This is a genomic window from Sediminibacterium salmoneum NBRC 103935 (assembly GCF_000511175.1).
Taxonomy (GTDB): Bacteria; Bacteroidota; Bacteroidia; order Chitinophagales; family Chitinophagaceae; genus Sediminibacterium; species Sediminibacterium salmoneum.
This window is the reverse complement of record NZ_KI866530.1, coordinates 2,975,357-2,993,627: the sequence shown is the minus strand read 5'-3', so window position 1 is coordinate 2,993,627 and position 18,271 is coordinate 2,975,357. Positions and strand designations below refer to the sequence as shown.

Here is an 18,271-nt window from a genome sequence, read left to right as displayed (position 1 = left end):
TATGAATTTCATCTATAAAAAGTACATCGTTGGGTTGTAAGTTGGTCAGCAGACCGGCCAGGTCACCGGGCTTTTCTATCACCGGTCCGGATGTTTCCTTAATGCTTACCCCCAATTCATTGGCAACAATTCGGCTCAAAGTAGTTTTACCCAAACCCGGAGGGCCGTGAAATAATATATGATCCAGCGCTTCTCCCCTGATTTTGGCGGCTTTAATAAAAATCACCAGGTTTTCAATCAACTGGGGCTGCCCGGAAAATTCGTCGATCTCCCTGGGCCGAATGGTATTCTCAAACTCCCTTTCAGAAGCATTTAATCCATTCAAATCGCTATTCAGATTATTATTTGACATAACTCTTCAAAAGTACAAATAAAGCAGTCCTTATCTTTGATAAAATTAAAGCAAGGTGCAAAGAAAAGCGTTGGTATTAGGAGCAAGCGGATTAACCGGGTCTTATTTGCTTGAAATGCTGTTAGAGTCTGACTTATACAGTCAGGTTACCATTTACGTGCGCAATCCATTAGGAAGAGTGCACCCCAAACTGGTGGAACAGCTGGTCAACTTTGCTACCATTGAATCCTGGACAGAAGCCGACGATGTGTATTGCTGTTTAGGCGCAACCATCAAAACAGTAAAAACCCGGGAGGCATTTACACTGATTGATTTACATGCTCCCTTACATATTGCCAAACTACAGTTATACGGAGGCAGTAAACGATTTCTGGTAATTACTGCTGCCGGAGCCAATCCTAAATCAAGTGTATTCTACAACCGGACCAAAGGAAAATTAGAAGAAGCTTTAAAACAGCTTAATTACAGCTCCATTTATATTTTCCAACCTTCGTTTATCCTGGGGCCCAGAAAAGAATCGAGATGGCTGGAAGAGCTGGGAATTTTCTTTGCATTGAAAGCCATGCCCATTATGAAAGGCCGGTTTAAAAAATATATACCGGTGCATGCCAAAGCCATTGCAAGAAGCATGCTCTATTTTGCAGGGCATTCCAAAACAGGAATTCACACCATTCAGTCTCATATCATCAAGCAATGGGAAAAACCTGATTTTACGCCAACTATCTTATAAGGAGAAGTTTATTGAGCCCATTGAAGTAAATTCAATAAAACATCTGGATCAGGGCAATTATGTAAATACTTTTCTCTATCCCTTAAACTACAAACACCTGGATAGTCTCCCTTTTTACCCTCCATATCTAGGATTATTTGAAAATGCAAATGGGGTGGCCATTGACCATTCTCATTGGGTTCACCAAAATGTGCAAATACTTTTCCTGCCGAAATAAAATCGCCTTCCTTCAAATTGGTAATATCACGTAAAGAAAGGTGTCCATACAATGTATAGAATTGTACGCCAGCAAGTTGATGTTCCAAAATAATGGTTGCGCCATAATCACCATAGGCATCATTGAATGCAAAGCTATGCACAGCAGCATCCAAGGGGGCTGCCACAGGAGTGCCCGCTTTACCCCAGATATCTACACCCAAGTGAACGCATCTTGCATCGGCCGGGTCAACTCCATCAAAAACCCTACTCCTGGCATAAACGGTTCGGTGTTCATTGTAACCACCAATTCCATAAGTTGCAGCATGATCTTTTAGCTGTTGATTCACATAGGCTGAGAATGTAATTGTGTCTTCAATTAAAGCGGTTGTTAAGGCCGTATTCCTTTCTGTAAAATCCAATGACAATAGTTTATGCTTAGCGGGTATAAACGGGACTATGGGTTCAATTGCCAACACTGTTTGCTGACTCAACCAGAAATAAAAACTTTCTGTGTGCATATGCTAATTATTTCAATTGCTTTAAAACTTCTTCTATGGCTTTATCTAACTGCGGATCGCGTTTATTTATTTTGTCCTGAAAATTCAATGGCACAAATATATCAGGCTCTACTCCTGTTAACTCAAGATCTTTTCCATCTAAACTATAACAACCCCAGCTGGGTAGTCTTACAAAAGAGCCATCAACCAATCCTGCACCACTGGTAAATATAATCCAGCGATAGGTGGGCATTCCAATTACTTTACCCAGCTTCAAAGCCTTGAATCCTGCAGCCGTCATTTCTGCATCACTTAAAGACTGTTCATTAATCAATAAAACAATGGGCTTATCGGATGGACCAAAATTGGATTGAGGAGTTAATTTCCCTTCTCTGTATTTCCAGCGTAAATAGGTTTTCTGACTTAAAAACTTCAGCACTTCATCGTGTACATTACCTCCGGTATTGTAGCGTAAATCCAGAATCAATCCCTCTTTCTGATACAAATCCTGTGTCATATCAATCAGGAATTGCTCTAATTCTCTTGTGCCCATATCTTTCATATGATGATAGGCAATTCGTTGCTTGGTTCTCGCATTTACCTCTTCCTGATTGGCTTTACTCCATTCATTGTATAATTCAGGAGCCACTGATCTTTGCGGATGGATATTTACAGCAATGGTTTTCCCTTTTCTATCAAAAACCAAATTGATTTCTCTGTCAAAACTAGCTTTACTAAAATAACTGTTCCTGTCTTTGGCCATATCAACTGCTTCGTTGTTCACTTTAATTAAAACATCGCCAGGTTGTATATCCATGCTTTTTTTATCGGCTTGTGAATTGGCAATGATTCTTTTTACCACATAAGGCTGATCATTGTCAAATACAATCCCTGTTTCCATGGTACGATTCACCAAACGAATGGATTCCTCTTCACCGCTTGAACTAAAACCTTGGTGCGATGAATTCAACTCGCCCAACATATCATTTAGCAATACCCTTAAATCGGCTCTGGTATTTAAGTATGGCAAATAGGAAGCATATTTTTTCTTCGTTTCGGGCCAGTTGATTCCATGAAATTGCTCATCATAAAAATTTTGTTCTACCTGCGCCCAGGTTTCCTGAAAAATCTGTTCAAACTCGCCCTGCAGGCTTCTTTGAAAACTTTGTGAAATGGTTACCGCATCTGCCTTATTGCCATCCAAGTTCAATTTATAAAGGGTGCCATTCCCCAATAACATCAATTTATCTCCAGCTTCCGCAAAATCAATGCTGTTGGCATCAATGCCTGTAATTTTTTCCGTCTTAGGATTTTCAAAGGGGTCGAGCACTGTTTTCCAAAGTGAAGGCTTACCTTCTGCATGATCACTCAAATAAAGTACAGAAGTTTTATCTCCTTTTTGTAATACGTTCAAGAGATACTGCGATCCGAAACCCGGGCCTACCTGTTCCAGCCTTTCCATTAATCCTGTAAAATCAATGGACACAGATATTGTTTTAGCAGAATCTTTTTTAGCCGGTTTAAAGAGTTCATCAAATTTATCGGAACGGTAAGGATCGTCCAGTTTCTCCAAAGACATTTTAAAAATCCTAGGATTGCTCATGCCAAATGGATAAGCAGGCTTGGTTCTATTACTGATAAAATATATTGTTTTGCCATCAGGACTCCAAACTGGATCGGCTTCAGATACGCCGGTATTGGTTAAATTATAGGTTTTGTTTTGAGCAATATGGTGTATGAAAATATCCTGCTCAAAATTGCGCACTGCAGTAAACAACACATATTCATCATTGGGAGAAAAGCCAGGACTTGAATTTTGCATTGCCCATATTTCTTCCTTGGCAATAACTTTGGATTCATACGATTTAGTGTCCATTAAAACCACTTCATCTCTCCCGCTCAGATAGACCATTTTGGTTTTGGATTTGTTCAATACTAGAGAACGGTTATCCTTATTTGACTGTGTAAGTTGTTTGGGAGCTGAAGAACCATTGGCTGCTACAGAAAAAATATTCAGGTACCCGCCTGCGGTTTCATTATAAAGCAGGGTTTGATTATCCGACAACCACTTTACTTCTCTTGCTCTTTCTGTATTATTACGCTGAATTTGTTTAATGAATTTCCCGTCTGCATCACTAACAAACAATTCTCCTCTGGAAACAAAAGCCAGTTTCTTTCCATCCGGGGAAAGATCAAAAGCGGAAATTTTTCCTCGTACCTCATATTCTTTTTGTGCTGGTAAAACCTGATTTCTATACAGCTGAATATTCAAAGGCAAAGCTTTTTTACCTGCCACATTGTACAACCACAATTGATAATCCTTTTCAAAAACAACACTGGTTCCGTTAGCACTTACCATCGGTGTTTTAATAGAAGTAGTAAACTGTGTGAGCGCTGTTTTCTTCCCATTCGCTAAACTGTACAAATTGTATTCTCCATTCGCTTCATCAGAAATAAAATAAATATTGCCCTTCTGGTCAATCGTAGTAGCAAAATCCTTGCCTTCCCAGCTGGTATGCTTCTGGTATTGCTTTGTTTTCAAATTATAGGACTGAATATCTGGATTGAATGGTCCCTTGTACCTTTTTCTGGCCACCTGATTGTTGCTTTCCCAGGTATCATTAAAATAAATATCCCCTGAAACAGGATGCTCGGCAATCAGATGATCCATCAGGAAATAATGATCCCCAAACAATTTTTTAGGCGTCCCTCCATTAATAGATACCGTATATGCTGAAGCAATCCCATAACGATTAGAGGTAAAATAAATGGTTTTACTATCCCAGCTAAAATTGGCAACCTGATCAGATGCACTGTGAAAAGTCAGTTGTTTCACATCACCACCTGCCAGAGGCATTATATAGATATCGGCATTGCCCATTTGCTCTCCAGTAAACGCCAGCCATTTACCATCTGGCGAAATACGGGGTGTGGTTTCATAGCCCTGCATGGCGGTTAAGCGAGTAGCCTGGCCATCCTGAACCGATGCCTTCCAAAGATCTCCTTCATAACTAAATACAACGGTTTGCGCATCTGGTGTTAAAACCGGGTGCGATAAAAAACGCGGTGATACAGTTTGTGCAAAAAGGGTTTGAACTGTAAAACCCAGTAGGACTGCTATTATCCTGATACTCATAAAATAAAATTGAATATTGAAAGTAAGTGTATTTGTATAACAAAAAAAGCCACCCATATAAATGGATGGCTTTTAATATACTCAGGTTACCGTTTATCTTAACATGCCCTTTGGCACTTCTTTCTCCAATAAATGTTTATAGATAAACTTGGTTTTCAGGTTATTGAAATGGTTGCCCTTGGCACCACCCCATCCATGTCTGCCGCCAGGATATAGCATGAATTCAAAATCCTTGCCCTTATCCTGTAAAGCACTAGCCAGCTGAATACTGTTCTGCATATGCACGTTATCGTCCATAGTACCGTGAACCAGCTGTAAGGCTCCCTTAAACTTATCAATATGAGACAACACACTGCTGCTCTTATATCCATCCGGATTTTCTGCAGGTGTGTCCATGAACTTCTCTGTATAGTGACTATCGTATAAACTCCAGTCTACCACAGATCCTCCAGCCATTGCATGGGTAAATACAGATGAACCATATGTTAATGCATAAGCACTCATATACCCACCGTAGCTAAATCCAGTTATGGCAATTTTGGTTGGATCTGCATAGCCTTTTTGAATAAACCATTTAGCCATTTGCATATAATCCTGCATTTCCCAGAATCCTAAATTACGGTGCATATAATTCACGCCAGCCTTACCAAAATGTCCACTGGCACGATGATCAAATTTCACATGAATCAATCCTTCCTGTGCATACATTTCACGAGTTGCATTCCAGGACCATCTGTCCCAAGTATTGCCAGCATTGGGGCCACCATAAATATCTACCAACATAGGATACTTCTTATTGGGATCCATATTGGCTGGCCAGGTTACTTGGGCAGGCAATTCAAACAAACCATCAGCGCTCTTAATGCGAATAAATTCTGTTTTTGCAATCTGGTACTCGCCCATGGCTGATCCTTTTGCATCACCCAGTTCGCGAACGATTTTACCCTTATTGTCTACCAGACTCATTTTGAAAGGAGTGGTAGTATTACTGTAAGTAGTAACAAAGTATTTACCATTCGGAGAAAGCCTTACCTGTGAATGATCATACTCACCAAATGTCAAACGCTTTAAATCTGCACCGTTCAATTTAACACTGTATAGATCTATACGTGCAGTATTCTCCTTTCCTCTGGCTGTAAAATATACCAATCCGTTTTTCTCATCAATCAACTCTGTGCTCAAAACGGTAAAATCTCCTGATGTGATTGGGTTAATCAAGCTGCCGTCATTGTTGTGCAGGTATAAATGGTTCCAGCCGGTTTTATCGCTCTCCAGAATAAATGCAGGTTTGGATTTCAAGAAGGTAAAACGCTGACCCGCTCTGTCTTCCAAATCCACCCATGTTTTCTGTTGTTCTTCGTACATGATTTTTTTGCCACCCGAACCTGGATTTACATCAAAGATTTTCAGATGATCTTGTCCTCTGTTGATCCATTGCACCAACAAACTGCTACCATCCATTCTCCAAACAGGCCAACCAAAGTATTGGTCTTCTTTGGGATTAAAATCGGCCCAAGTGGTATTGCCTCCGTCAGCAGACACAAATCCTAATTTAACTTCCGGATTTTTATCGCCTGGTTTAGGATAACGTGTCTCTTCAATGAAACCATGTTGTCCTTCGCTGCTATAGATAGGGAACATCGGCACCATGCTCTCGTCAAAATGCATATAGGCCAATTGCTTACTATTGGGATTCCACCAGAAAGCACGATAACGGGTTCCTCTACCAAAAATCTCTTCCCAGTATACCCAGCTTGCATACCCATTCAAAGAAGTGCTTGAACCTGTGGTGGTTAAGCGGGTTTCTTTAGCGCTAGGAATATGGTAAGTATATAAGTCGTTAGATTTTGTGTACGCGATATAAGCGCTGTCCGGTGAAAAAGTTGGATTTTTCTCTTCAGCAGCATCAAACGTAATTTGCTTTTCCACGTCTCCGTCCTTGTAAAACAAATCCCCTTTTCTTACAGAAACAGATTTTGCCGGAGGTGCAGCCCCTTTCATTTGATCAGGCGTTGCCAAAATCAGCTTGCCCGATTTAACTTCCATCACATAGTTTTTGCTGGCCGAATCCGGATGTATTTTCTGATTCAGAATTACACGGTCGTCATCCAGCCATTTCATGAAACGAGGAAGAGGATTCTGAAAATTTTCAGGCAACTTATTTGCCATCAGATCAGCTTTACTAATCATTTTGTTCTGCGCCATGGAAGGAACTGCCAGCAGCATCATCCCCATGGAAAAAATATATTTATTCATGGAACAATTTTTGAACCGTGAATATAATGAATCTGCAGGAAGCAGGTGAAGATTGAATTAAAATGCCTCGTTTAGTCTGATGTAATAAGCACCGCCCTCGGTACCGTTTCTGGCATAATCCAAGCGGAGTATCATTCTGTTTTTCTTATTCACCACAAAACGCAAACCCATTCCTCCGGCTTTAATTAAATTCGACGTGGAATAATTCCCGATAGAATGATCAATAAATCCTGCTGAGCCAAAGGCAGCACCAGAAATCCATTTCCAGATGGGGAAGCGGTACTCTGCCTGTAAAGCGGTATAAGACTTGTCTCTGAAACGACCGGTAAAATACCCACGCATTAATAAGGATCCACCAACACGGGGCAATTCCCGAACAGGAACATTGCCAGTTGTATGAATACTATTTAACTGAAACGCCAATGTGCTTTTGGGACTCAAGGGAAAATATTTCCGGAGGTCCAGGAACCAGGTATTAAAATCAAAAGGATTATTCTTAAATGAAATATTGCGGGCATAATAGAATTCCGCATAACTACCACTATGAGCGCTGAATGGAAAATCACGACCTTCGTACAAAATAGCAGGTCCAATCCCCAAAGTCTTACTACCATTGATTCCGGCTACGTTTTGTTCTGATGAGCTCAAAGCTCGTTTATTAACCACCTGATACACATCATTGTAATCGAGCTTTAAACCGGCATACCATTTATTCCTCAACAACCGATAGGTTCTGGATTCCAGAAAAATACGACTATAGTCCTGCGGTAAAAAATTGGCTTCAGCAACCGTATTGTTACCAATGCCCCAAAAACGATCGTTATAAGTGCTATATCCGGCAGACCCCCGATACACAAATCTTTCTCCTCTGGTAAACACCTGCCAGGTTCCTTTTACTTCAATCTGCCCCTTGGTACTGTAAGTAAATTGTCCATGCAAATAAGACCCCCTTGCTTCGCTGTCCTTTTCCTTGGCATTAAAAAAATATTCTAATGCCCCACCAATACGAATACCTGTTTCTGGTGTAGAGGTGAAAATGGGAATGGGAACTATTCTCAGGTTCATCAATGGCAAGGAGTCGGGATTAATGAAATTCCTGAACGTCTTTTTAGGCGTTGGTACATCTGCTTCCTGGGCATTCACGCTAACACTCACTGCAAGGGCAAAGCCCAGAAAAACTTTATACAACGACATTGATCATTCTACCTTTTACAAAAATGAATTTTTTCACCGGCTTTCCTTCCAGCCATTTCTGCACCAGCTCATTGGCCAGTGCTGCTTTCTCGGCTTCTTCCGATTCCATATCTACCGGTAAGTTAATATTGGTTCTTACGCGTCCATTAATGCTAACCGGATAATCTTTGGAAGACTCCTGTACATAAGATGCATTAAACACAGGGAACGTTGCATCCAATACGGAACCTTCGTTACCAATCAGGTGCCAGAGTTCTTCACTGATATGCGGCGCATAAGGTGTTAGCAAAATCAACACTTGCTCCAATATGGCTTTCTTATTGCACTTTAAATCGGCAAGCTCATTCACACAAATCATGAAGGTACTTACTGCCGTATTAAAACTAAATCGCTCGGTATCTTCCTGAATTTTTATAATCGTCTTATGCAATACTTTCAGTTCTGCGGGATTAGGACTGTCTTCGTTCCAGACCTTTCCTTTCAACTCATCGTAAAACAAACGCCATAGCTTTTTCAGAAAACGGTGAACGCCTTCAATACCCTTGGTATCCCAGGGTTTGCTCTGATCTACAGGCCCTAAGAACATTTCATACATACGGAAAGTATCCGCTCCGTATTTTTCAACCAACACATCCGGATTAACGGTATTGAATTTACTCTTCGACATTTTCTCTACTTCTGCACCGCAGAGGTATTTGCCGTTTTCCAACACAAAAGTTGCGTTGGCATACTCCCCATTTCTCCATGATTTGAAAGAAGCAATATCCAATTCAAATCCATCCACAAAGTTTACATCTACGTGCAATGGAATGGTTTCATATTGATCAATTAATCCGGCAGAAATAAATTCATTGGGATTCTGTTTGTTTCGATACACAAATCTGGAACTACCCTGAATCATTCCCTGATTCAATAATTTCCTGAAAGGCTCGTCAAATCCAATATGCCCTAAATCGAACAATACTTTGGTCCACATTCTGCTGTACAGCAAGTGCCCCACTGCATGTTCTGTTCCTCCGATGTATAAATCAACCTGATTCCAGTAATCGCTTACTTTTCTATCGCAGAAACTATCCTTGTTGTGCGGATCCATATAACGCAGGAAATACCAGCTACTGCCCGCATAGCCAGGCATGGTATTGGTTTCGAGTGCGCCGCCCGGAACAACCGCATCATACTGATGAATCCATTCCGGAATATTGGCCAGCGGTCCTTCTCCCTCCGGACCAGGTGCATAACTATCTACTTGCGGCAATGTCAATGGCAGTTTAGCTTCGTCCAAAGGATAAGCGATTCCATCTTTCCAGATAATTGGAAATGGTTCGCCCCAGTAACGTTGTCTGCTAAAAGCAGCATCCCGCATTTTATAATTCACTTTGCGTTTGCCAATACCCATTTCCACCAACTTCTCAATCACAATGGCAATGGCATCTTTCAACAAAATACCATTCAGGAATTCAGAATTACTCAAAGCCACTTCTTTGGTGGAATTGGCTTCCTCTCCGTTGAAATGTTCTCCGATAATATTGGTGATGGGAATATTGAAATGTTTGGCAAACTTGAAATCTCTATCGTCACCACAAGGTACTGCCATGATGGCTCCGGTTCCATAACCCGCCAATACGTATTCAGAAATCCAAATAGGAATTCTTCGCTGGTTAAACGGATTCAATGCATACGCCCCTGTGAAGCAGCCGGTAATTTTCTTTTCTGCCTGACGTTCTCTGTCACTGCGGCTCTTTACATAAGCTATATAAGCTTCAACTGCTTCTTTTTGCTCCGGCGTAGTGATCTGATCAATCAATTCGTGTTCAGGTGCCACCACCATAAAGTCTACTCCGAAAATGGTATCGGGTCTGGTAGTGTACACTCTTAGCTTACTGCCTGCTTCGTAATCTGCAATGGCAAAATCTATTTCTGCCCCATAGGATTTACCAATCCAGTTGGTCTGCATTTCGCGCATGGCTTCGCTGAATTCAATCTGATCCAGCCCTTCAATTAACCGGTCTGCATATTCAGTAATGCGCAAATACCACTGACGCAATTTTTTCTTAACCACCGGATGACCACCGCGCTCACTTAAACCATTTACCACTTCATCGTTGGCCAGTACGGTGCCCAATGCTTCACACCAGTTCACTTCACCATATCCACAGAAAGCCAGACGGTACTGCATTAAAATACCCTGCTGTTCTTTTTCGGAAAAAGCTTTCCATTCTGCAGCGGTAAAAGCTAATTGGTCGTTGGCAGGGCAAGGATGCACACTGTTTCCTTCTTTTTCAAAAGAAGCAATTAGTTCATTGATGGGCGTAGCTTTTTGAAGCTGACGATTAAAAAAGGAATTGAACAATTGCAGAAAAATCCACTGGGTCCATTTGTGGTAATCCGGCTCACAGGTTCTTACTTCCCTGCTCCAATCGTAAGAAAATCCTATATTGTCTAATTGCTTTCTAAAATTATTGATATTCTGCACGGTACTCACGGCCGGATGTACACCGTGCTCAATGGCATATTGTTCAGCAGGCAATCCAAATGCATCATATCCCATGGGATGCAATACATTGAACCCCTTGAGTCTTTTGTAGCGACTGAAAATATCGGATGCAATATACCCCAACGGATGTCCCACATGCAATCCTGCACCGCTTGGATAAGGAAACATGTCTAATACATAATACTTGGGTTTATCGCTCTTATTGGGAACCGTATATGCCCCGGATTCTTTCCAGGATTCCTGCCATTTTTGTTCAATCGCTCTGAATTGATAGTCCATCTTGCCTGCCCTTTTTATTTATTTGCGTTTCTTTAACGCCTGCCGGAAAATATTCGCTTATTTTCAAGGCAGGTTTAAGGGTGCAAATGTAAGTCATTAGCCGTCAAAACCCTACATTTGTAACGTTTGAAAGCAGACCACCGTTGCCCGGCAGCGGTTAAAAAAGGAATACAATATGGCGCAGGCAGGAAAAGCATCACTCAAGCGGGGAAAACCCAATTATATCTATACCGTTGTGGGCGTGGCCCTTGTTTTACTGATTATGGGAATCATGGGCTGGTTCTTTTTAAATCTGAACGCAGTAGGTAATACTTTCAAGGAAGATATTCGTTTAAGTGCCTATATGCGTACCCTGAACAAAGATACCATTGCACAGATTCAGCAATATATTGCGGGCAAGCCCTACGCCAAGAATGTGGTGTATGTAGATAAAAACACTGCAAAGGAAATCTGGAACAAAGAGAACAACGAAGACTGGGCAAAAATCCTGGACGTAAACCCCCTGCCAGAGAGCATTGACTTCTATGCTAAAGCTGAATACGTAAATAAAGACAGTCTGGCCCTCATTAGTGCAGATTTAATGGCTGCTTATGGCAATCAGATTACCGATTTACAATACCCTCAAAGTCTGGTAACCAGTTTAAATGAAAGAGCTTCCAAAATTGGCTTAATCTTTCTGGTGGTAGCCATTACCCTTTGTGTAATTGTTATTGTGAGCATTGACAATACCATTCGTCTGGCGATGTTCAGCAATCGGTTTTTAATCAAAACCATGCAGATGGTGGGAGCAACACAGTCGTTTATAGCCCGACCACTCAATATCCGCGCCATTATCAATGGACTCATCAGCTCGGGTATTGCCATTGTATTAATGTTCTCGTTAATTGGCTGGGCAGAAGCACAGTTCCCGCAATTAAAAGCCATCCGCAATACCAATCATACTCTATTATTGTTTGGGGGGTTGATTATACTTGGTGTTGGTATTTCTGTATTGAGCACACACAGAAGTGTGTTGAAATACCTGAAGATGAAACTGGATGATTTGTATTAATCTGAATCGTTTAACTTATTTCAAATAAGAAGAAAATTTAAAAATCTATAAAGAATTCATATGAGCGATAACAATAAAACCACTCCGCTTTTTGCTAAAGAAAACTTTTTATTTATGTTGATTGGCGGCCTTGTCATTGCCCTGGGAATGTTTTTAATGAGTGGCGGCAAGAGTGACGACCCCAGTGTGTTTTCGAATACCGAAGTCTATAGCAAAACCCGAATTACAATTGCACCTATCTTAATTGTAGTAGGTCTATTAATTGAAGTGTACGCGATTTTCAAGAAACCAAAGACTGCATAATGACCTATTTAGAAGCTGTCATCATCGCTATCATCGAAGGCCTCACCGAGTTCCTTCCTATCTCTTCAACGGGTCATATGATTATTGCCAGTTCCTTTATGGGAATTGCCAAAGACGATTTCACTAAATTGTTTGAAGTAGCGATTCAGTTAGGTGCTATATGTTCGGTAGTGATATTATTCAGGGGTAAATTCTTCCCACTCAATCGTTGGCAATTTTATTTAAAATTGATTATCGCGGTTCTACCTGCGCTGATTTTGGGTGCTTTGTTTTCTGACACGATAGATGCTTTATTAGAAAGCCCCATGGTGGTTTCTATTACCATGGTATTGGGTGGTGTGGCCTTGATTTTCATAGATTCTTTTTTCAAAAACCCTACCATTTCAGTTGATGAAGAAGTAAATAATAAGAAAGCGTTTATCATTGGCTTCTGGCAATGCGTGGCCATGATACCAGGTGTTAGCAGAAGTGCCGCCAGTATTATCGGAGGTATGCAACAGGGATTAACCAGAAAACTTTCTGCCGAATTTTCCTTCTTCCTGGCCGTCCCTACAATGGCTGCTGCAACTGGCTACAAATTATTGAAAGCTTACACAGAAACCCCTGATTTAATATTCACCAGAAACAATATGATATTATTAGGGTTGGGAAATGTGGTAGCTTTTCTGGTGGCATTACTGGCTATTAAATTTTTCATCACTTATTTACAGAAATACGGCTTTAAACTATTTGGCTGGTACAGGGTAATTGTTGGACTGATTCTAATAATCCTTATCTTAACAGGACACCTGAAATAAATACCATGTCTGTTACTACAGCCAGCAAAAAAGTAATCAATGGTTGGGCGATGTACGATTGGGGCAATAGTGCTTACAATCTGGTTATAACTTCCACCATTTTCCCTGCTTATTACGAAGCCGTTACCGGAGACGGTAATGACCAAACCCTGAATGACACTGTACCGCTTTTTGGTAGAGAATATGTAAATACCGCATTGTACAATTATGCACTGGCCATTGCATTTATTGTAGTTGCCTTATTATCTCCAATTCTCTCTTCCATTGCAGATTACAAAGGAAATAAAAAACAGTTTTTATTTTTCTTTTGTACACTCGGTAGTGCAGCTTGTTCAGCACTTTATTTTTATGACAAGACCAATCTGGCATTTGGACTGGCTTGTTTAATTATTGCCTGCATAGGTTTCTGGAGCAGTCTTGTTTTTTACAATTCATTTCTTCCAGAGATAGCTGCACCAGAAGACAGAGACAAAGTAAGCGCCAAGGGATTCGCTTTGGGTTATATTGGGAGTATGATTTTACAGGTCATCTGTTTTGTATTTGTACTTTCTCCGGATACATTCGGCATTACCGTAGGTAAAGCTTCTCAGCTTTCTTTTTTACTGGTGGGCATCTGGTGGTGGGGATTCGGACAACTGGCTTTAAAAAGACTACCTAAATCTGTTCCTGCCGGCGGAACCAAATCGAACAAAGAAGTATTGGCAGGAGGTTATAAAGAACTGAATAAGGTATGGAAACAGATACAGTCAATGCCTGTTCTAAAAAGGTTTTTATTCTCCTTCTTCTTTTACAATATGGGTGTTCAGACCGTTATGCTGGTAGCCACTTTATATGGCAAGAGCGAATTGAATATCCCTACCATGAATTTAATCATCGCCATTTTGATTATTCAATTTATTGCCATACCCGGTGCTTATACCATTGCATGGTTGTCTAAAATCACAAGCAATTTCAAGGCATTGATGATTACTATTGCTTTCTGGATTGTGCTTTGCGTAATTGGTTACACATTACCCAGAAACGGCATTTATGAATTTTATGGATTGGCTGTATTGGTTGGATTTGTAATGGGAGGCATTCAGGCACTCAGCAGAAGTACGTATGCCAAACTGATGCCAGAGACCAAGGATACCACTTCTTATTTTAGTTTTTACGACGTAACTGAAAAGATATCGATTGTAGTGGGCATGTTCAGCTTTGGTTATATCAATGAATTATCGGGCTCACAGAGAAATTCTGTACTGGTATTGGTTATATTTTTTGTGATTGGATTGTTGATTCTGTTTTCAGGCGCTAAATTGCAGTCTAAACAGAAGGCCCATGAAACTGCATAGCATCAATCATAGTTATTTCAAGTTAGATGGCGGAGCCATGTATGGAGTTGTTCCCAAATCATTATGGAACAAACTCAATCCTGCCGATGAAAACAATCTTTGTAACTGGGCATTGAGAAGTTTGGTAATTGAAGACGAAGGTCGTTTGATATTAATTGATACCGGCATGGGCTTTAAACAGGATGCCAAATTCTTTGGGCATTACGGAATGTCTGAAACCAAGCAGATGGACGATGCATTGGCTCAGATTGGATTCAACAGAAAGGACATTACAGATGTTTTTCATACCCATCTGCATTTTGATCATTGCGGGGGTAGCATAGAAAAACAAGGAGACAAACTGGTTACGGCATTTCCCAATGCTACTTATTGGAGTAACCCCATACACTGGGATTGGGCGGTGAATCCCAACGACAGAGAAAAAGCCTCTTTTTTAAAAGAGAATATTTTACCCATTCAGGAGAGCGGACAATTAAAAATGATTGATGCACCTGTTAATGAATTTACCAACGATGGTTTATTGGAATCGGTTCCCTTTACCCATAATATCAGCATTCGTTTTGTAAACGGTCATACCAGGAGCATGATGTTGCCTCAGATTAATTACAAGGGAAAGACCATAGTTTATATGGCAGACTTATTGCCTTCAGCTTCTCATATCCCCTTGCCCTATGTAATGGGCTATGATATGTTTCCACTTACTACCTTGAAAGAGAAAAAAACTTTCCTGACAGAAGCGGTAACCAAGGATTATATTTTATTCTTTGAGCACGACCCAAGCATTGAATGCTGTACCCTGCAGCAAACAGAAAAGGGTGTCAGAATGAAAGAAGCGATTCATTTAGCAGACCTTTAATAAGGAGCAATTATCTTTCAGAAATCATTGAACTGAAGGGGTATCGTAAATTCTTGTACCCCATCATGTCTACTTTTACGCTACCCACTACAATGGGGCTTTCTATGCGTAAGGGTACATGATTGGCGTCGTCGCTTACCCAAACCGTCATTTTCTCTCCTCCTTCAAACAAGGTACCTTTTACCAACAATGGTTTGAACTTGATGGCCCTGAATTTGCCAAATCTTGTTTTGATGGTTTCCTTACCGAGATACTTGATATACAGGTTGAAGATTTCATTGTCCAGAAACATGGTGAATGGAATTTTATCTTCAGGCTTGTACTTTTCAAAATTGATATTCCTGGCATAATAAATGGCACTCAAAACATCCTGAATACAGTTGGGCACTTTCACTGTTCCTTTTTCACTGGTAGCTGTATTCGCCTGCCTGTTAAAACTTACGTTCTCATTTATTTTGTATCCGCCCTCATTCACATTGCGAATGAACTTGATGGGCTGCAGATTATTGGTATCTATATAACTTTCATACTTATCTCTTACCTTGAAAATCCAGTCGTATCTTGAATTGGATGTTCCCTCACCAACCAAATGATAAACAGGTTCATTATTCAATTTCTCCGCATTCACTGAAAACGTTGCTGTTCCTGCATTCACATACAAGCCAATCACATTATAAAAAACAGTAAAAGAGATTTGTTCTCCTGACTGAAAAGCATAATTGCGAATACCACAGAATTCATCCCCCGCCGTTAAGGGTCGGGAAAGCAGGATTAATAATAAAACGACCAGTGTTTTTTTCAGCACGATTATTTGTTTCTAAATATTCTTAGTCCTAATATAAACAAAGTCCCGAGAATCGCAGGCAAGATTAAGTTAATTAACCAGATACCCGCGGCTGTGGCAATAATTCCAATTGAATTATTGCTTAACAAACCAAACAACAATAAACTTACTTTTCCCCTGAAGCCTAATTCTGCTAAAGCCATAGAAGGAATAACTGCCAATACGGTAAGCATTACACCTACCATTGCAAATGCATCCAGCCAATATAGGTCTACTCCAAAAACCTGAAACAACAAAAGATACTGAAACAGAAAAACCAGATATCTTCCCAATGAAAGAGAAAGCAGTCTTACTAATTCTTTTCCTTGAACAGACTCTAGCTTCTCTATGAAAAACCGATATCTGGCAACCCAGGGAATTCTTTCCAAAAGCTGAATAATTCCCGATAATTTAAAATAAGCCAGTGTAAAAAGTAAGATGCCTGCACCAATGATATAAATAAAACCGTCCAGCCAAAAAACAGAAAGGCCTTCCAGCTGGCGATCTGCATTGAGAATATACCAACGCATATACAACATCGACAAAGTACCCATTAAAAAAGTAACAATAATCTGTGCCATGCTACCCGTTATGGAAAGAACAGCACCTCTTATTTTATTGCCCTCATTTAAATAAGCAGCTCTGGCGGCCGGTTCACCAATTCGATTGATCGTATTGAAACCCATTGCCTGACCGGCAAGTATAGCTTTAAAAGACTGTAAAAATGAGATGGTCTGAAGGCTCACTACCTGTATCTGCCATTTGCGGGCTTCAATCCCCCAGTTCAGAAACATCAAAACAATCACGATGCCGATTTTCCAATTATGGGGACCGTTGATGGCTGCAACTATAATATCCCAGGATTCTTTTAAATCTGTCTGCTTATTTAACTGATTATAAATAGCCCAGCTAAGCCATATAAATAATGCCGGACCAACTATATAATTCAGAATATTTTTCGTTCGTTTCGTCAATCCTTCTTTTTTGTAAAGTTAAGGGTGTATGTCATTTATTATTTATCCCTATTTTCACAAAGCAATGAAATATGATTCAGTCATTTTAGGAATTGATCCGGGCACACAGATTTTAGGTTATGCATTATTGGGTATTCAAAAAGGCAAACCTTTTCTGATTCGGATGGACACATTAAAGCTAACCAAAGAAAAAGATATTTACGCTCGACTCGAAATCATCTACAGAACCATCACCGATTTAATTAAACAATACAGGCCCGATAGTTTTGCCATTGAAGCCCCGTTTTTTGGAAAGAACGTTCAAAGTATGCTTAAGCTGGGCAGAGCTCAGGGTGTTGCCATTGCGGCTTCCATGCAATCCCAGATTCCGGTTACAGAATATGCACCTAAAAAAGTAAAGCAATCTATTACAGGAAATGGTAATGCAGATAAGGATCAGGTTTGGAAAATGTTACAGCTCACTTTAAACGTTGAAAAGAAACCTGCTTCTTTTGATGCAACCGATGCATTGGCAGTTGCGCTTTGCCATTTTTATCAAAGCAATAGTCCGCTGGCTATAAAAGGAAAAGCACTAAAAGGATGGGATGATTTTCTCAGTAAGAATCCTGACAGAGTTAGAAAATAATCTTGAGAAAAAGGGAGGTATTGTTACACGAAATTAATTCTTAGTCAGGGATTACAAGGCCGCCAGTATTTTTTGCTGAGTCTGACTCAGTTCTTCAGGCGTCATTTTCAATTTTCCTCTGGTAAAATTTAAATCATCGGCACTGTTAATAGGAACAAGATGCAGATGTGCGTGCGGCACTTCTAATCCTACCACACTAATACCACAACGATTGCAGGGAAATACATTTTCAATGGCTTTGGCAATGGGCTTGGCAAAAAGTAGCATTTCAGATAAATAATCATCCGATAAATCAAAGAAACGATCGGTCTCTGTTTTGGGTATCACCAGCACATGGCCTTCCACTAATGGAAATATATCCAGGAAGGCAAA

16 protein-coding genes are annotated in these 18,271 nt (G+C 40.4%); 7 read left to right on the top strand and 9 right to left on the bottom strand.

The window, feature by feature from the left end; translation table 11 throughout:
• The coding region (locus P767_RS17180; protein ID WP_037351895.1) for an AAA family ATPase at positions 1 to 352 on the bottom strand (352 nt) is incomplete at its 3' end.
• A gap of 55 nt (positions 353 to 407) precedes the next feature.
• Between P767_RS17180 and P767_RS17175 the strand changes: the two genes are divergently transcribed.
• Positions 408 to 1,082 (top strand): Rossmann-fold NAD(P)-binding domain-containing protein, encoded by a 675-nt coding sequence (locus P767_RS17175; RefSeq protein WP_051417366.1) that lies wholly within the window; start codon positions 408 to 410, stop codon positions 1,080 to 1,082.
• A gap of 8 nt (positions 1,083 to 1,090) precedes the next feature.
• Here P767_RS17175 and P767_RS0113900 read toward each other — a convergent pair whose 3' ends face one another.
• From P767_RS0113900 to leuS, 5 genes are all read right to left on the bottom strand, one after another.
• Positions 1,091 to 1,798 carry a peptidoglycan DD-metalloendopeptidase family protein gene (locus P767_RS0113900; RefSeq protein WP_051417365.1) on the bottom strand — a complete coding sequence of 236 codons (708 nt, stop codon included), beginning with the start codon at positions 1,796 to 1,798 and terminating at the stop codon, positions 1,091 to 1,093.
• Positions 1,799 to 1,805: 7 nt separating this feature from the next.
• Entirely contained in the window at positions 1,806 to 4,913 is a 3,108-nt protein-coding gene (locus P767_RS0113895; RefSeq protein ID WP_026765014.1) for a S41 family peptidase, read from the bottom strand.
• 93 nt (positions 4,914 to 5,006) lie between these two features.
• Positions 5,007 to 7,169: a S9 family peptidase gene (locus P767_RS0113890; RefSeq protein WP_026765013.1), complete on the bottom strand. Its 2,163-nt coding sequence runs from the start codon at positions 7,167 to 7,169 to the stop codon at positions 5,007 to 5,009.
• A 57-nt stretch (positions 7,170 to 7,226) separates the two neighbouring features.
• Complete coding sequence (locus P767_RS17785; RefSeq protein ID WP_051417364.1) at positions 7,227 to 8,363, bottom strand: BamA/TamA family outer membrane protein; 1,137 nt, start codon at positions 8,361 to 8,363, stop codon at positions 7,227 to 7,229.
• Positions 8,350 to 11,136 (bottom strand): leucine--tRNA ligase, encoded by a 2,787-nt coding sequence (gene leuS / locus P767_RS0113880; RefSeq protein ID WP_026765012.1) that lies wholly within the window; start codon positions 11,134 to 11,136, stop codon positions 8,350 to 8,352. The genes P767_RS17785 and leuS overlap by 14 nt, the downstream gene beginning before the upstream one ends.
• A 175-nt stretch (positions 11,137 to 11,311) precedes the next feature.
• On the opposite strand from leuS, the gene P767_RS0113875 reads away from it, so the two are divergent.
• The 5 genes from P767_RS0113875 to P767_RS0113855 are packed head-to-tail and all read left to right on the top strand — an operon-like array spanning position 11,312 to position 15,477.
• Positions 11,312 to 12,187: a cell division protein FtsX gene (locus P767_RS0113875; RefSeq protein ID WP_026765011.1), complete on the top strand. Its 876-nt coding sequence runs from the start codon at positions 11,312 to 11,314 to the stop codon at positions 12,185 to 12,187.
• A 60-nt stretch (positions 12,188 to 12,247) separates the two neighbouring features.
• Complete coding sequence (locus P767_RS0113870; protein WP_026765010.1) at positions 12,248 to 12,490, top strand: DUF3098 domain-containing protein; 243 nt, start codon at positions 12,248 to 12,250, stop codon at positions 12,488 to 12,490.
• Positions 12,490 to 13,287: an undecaprenyl-diphosphate phosphatase gene (locus P767_RS0113865; RefSeq protein ID WP_026765009.1), complete on the top strand. Its 798-nt coding sequence runs from the start codon at positions 12,490 to 12,492 to the stop codon at positions 13,285 to 13,287. The genes P767_RS0113870 and P767_RS0113865 overlap by 1 nt, the downstream gene beginning before the upstream one ends.
• A gap of 5 nt (positions 13,288 to 13,292) precedes the next feature.
• On the top strand, positions 13,293 to 14,621 hold the full coding sequence (locus tag P767_RS0113860) for an MFS transporter (RefSeq protein WP_026765008.1): 1,329 nt from the start codon (positions 13,293 to 13,295) through the stop codon (positions 14,619 to 14,621).
• Positions 14,608 to 15,477: an MBL fold metallo-hydrolase gene (locus P767_RS0113855; protein ID WP_026765007.1), complete on the top strand. Its 870-nt coding sequence runs from the start codon at positions 14,608 to 14,610 to the stop codon at positions 15,475 to 15,477. The genes P767_RS0113860 and P767_RS0113855 overlap by 14 nt, the downstream gene beginning before the upstream one ends.
• 10 nt (positions 15,478 to 15,487) lie before the next feature.
• On the opposite strand, the gene P767_RS0113850 is transcribed toward P767_RS0113855, so the two are convergent.
• Positions 15,488 to 16,282 (bottom strand): DUF3108 domain-containing protein, encoded by a 795-nt coding sequence (locus tag P767_RS0113850; protein WP_245586896.1) that lies wholly within the window; start codon positions 16,280 to 16,282, stop codon positions 15,488 to 15,490.
• Between the two features lie 2 nt (positions 16,283 to 16,284).
• Positions 16,285 to 17,274, bottom strand: coding sequence for a lysylphosphatidylglycerol synthase domain-containing protein (locus P767_RS0113845; protein WP_026765005.1), 990 nt, complete (start codon positions 17,272 to 17,274; stop codon positions 16,285 to 16,287).
• 28 nt (positions 17,275 to 17,302) lie between these two features.
• Between P767_RS0113845 and ruvC the strand changes: the two genes are divergently transcribed.
• The gene (gene ruvC, locus P767_RS0113840; protein ID WP_245586895.1) at positions 17,303 to 17,899 is read left to right on the top strand and encodes a crossover junction endodeoxyribonuclease RuvC; all 597 of its coding nucleotides are present in this window, start codon (positions 17,303 to 17,305) and stop codon (positions 17,897 to 17,899) included.
• Positions 17,900 to 17,950: 51 nt separating this feature from the next.
• On the opposite strand, the gene P767_RS17165 is transcribed toward ruvC, so the two are convergent.
• Positions 17,951 to 18,271 (bottom strand): HIT family protein (locus tag P767_RS17165; protein ID WP_037351891.1); only part of this gene is annotated, 321 nt, incomplete at its 5' end.

What these genes read in the sequence shown, in the direction of transcription:
- leuS (WP_026765012.1), bottom strand. Translation starts at nt 11,136, where the DNA reads ATGGACTATCAATTCAGAGCGATTGAACAAAAATGGCAGGAATCCTGG.
- P767_RS17785 (WP_051417364.1), bottom strand. Translation starts at nt 8,363, where the DNA reads ATGTCGTTGTATAAAGTTTTTCTGGGCTTTGCCCTTGCAGTGAGTGTT.
- P767_RS0113900 (WP_051417365.1), bottom strand. Translation starts at nt 1,798, where the DNA reads ATGCACACAGAAAGTTTTTATTTCTGGTTGAGTCAGCAAACAGTGTTG.
- P767_RS0113895 (WP_026765014.1), bottom strand. Translation starts at nt 4,913, where the DNA reads ATGAGTATCAGGATAATAGCAGTCCTACTGGGTTTTACAGTTCAAACC.
- P767_RS0113890 (WP_026765013.1), bottom strand. Translation starts at nt 7,169, where the DNA reads ATGAATAAATATATTTTTTCCATGGGGATGATGCTGCTGGCAGTTCCT.
- P767_RS0113860 (WP_026765008.1), top strand. Translation starts at nt 13,293, where the DNA reads ATGTCTGTTACTACAGCCAGCAAAAAAGTAATCAATGGTTGGGCGATG.
- P767_RS0113870 (WP_026765010.1), top strand. Translation starts at nt 12,248, where the DNA reads ATGAGCGATAACAATAAAACCACTCCGCTTTTTGCTAAAGAAAACTTT.
- P767_RS0113875 (WP_026765011.1), top strand. Translation starts at nt 11,312, where the DNA reads ATGGCGCAGGCAGGAAAAGCATCACTCAAGCGGGGAAAACCCAATTAT.
- ruvC (WP_245586895.1), top strand. Translation starts at nt 17,303, where the DNA reads ATGTCATTTATTATTTATCCCTATTTTCACAAAGCAATGAAATATGAT.
- P767_RS0113865 (WP_026765009.1), top strand. Translation starts at nt 12,490, where the DNA reads ATGACCTATTTAGAAGCTGTCATCATCGCTATCATCGAAGGCCTCACC.
- P767_RS0113855 (WP_026765007.1), top strand. Translation starts at nt 14,608, where the DNA reads ATGAAACTGCATAGCATCAATCATAGTTATTTCAAGTTAGATGGCGGA.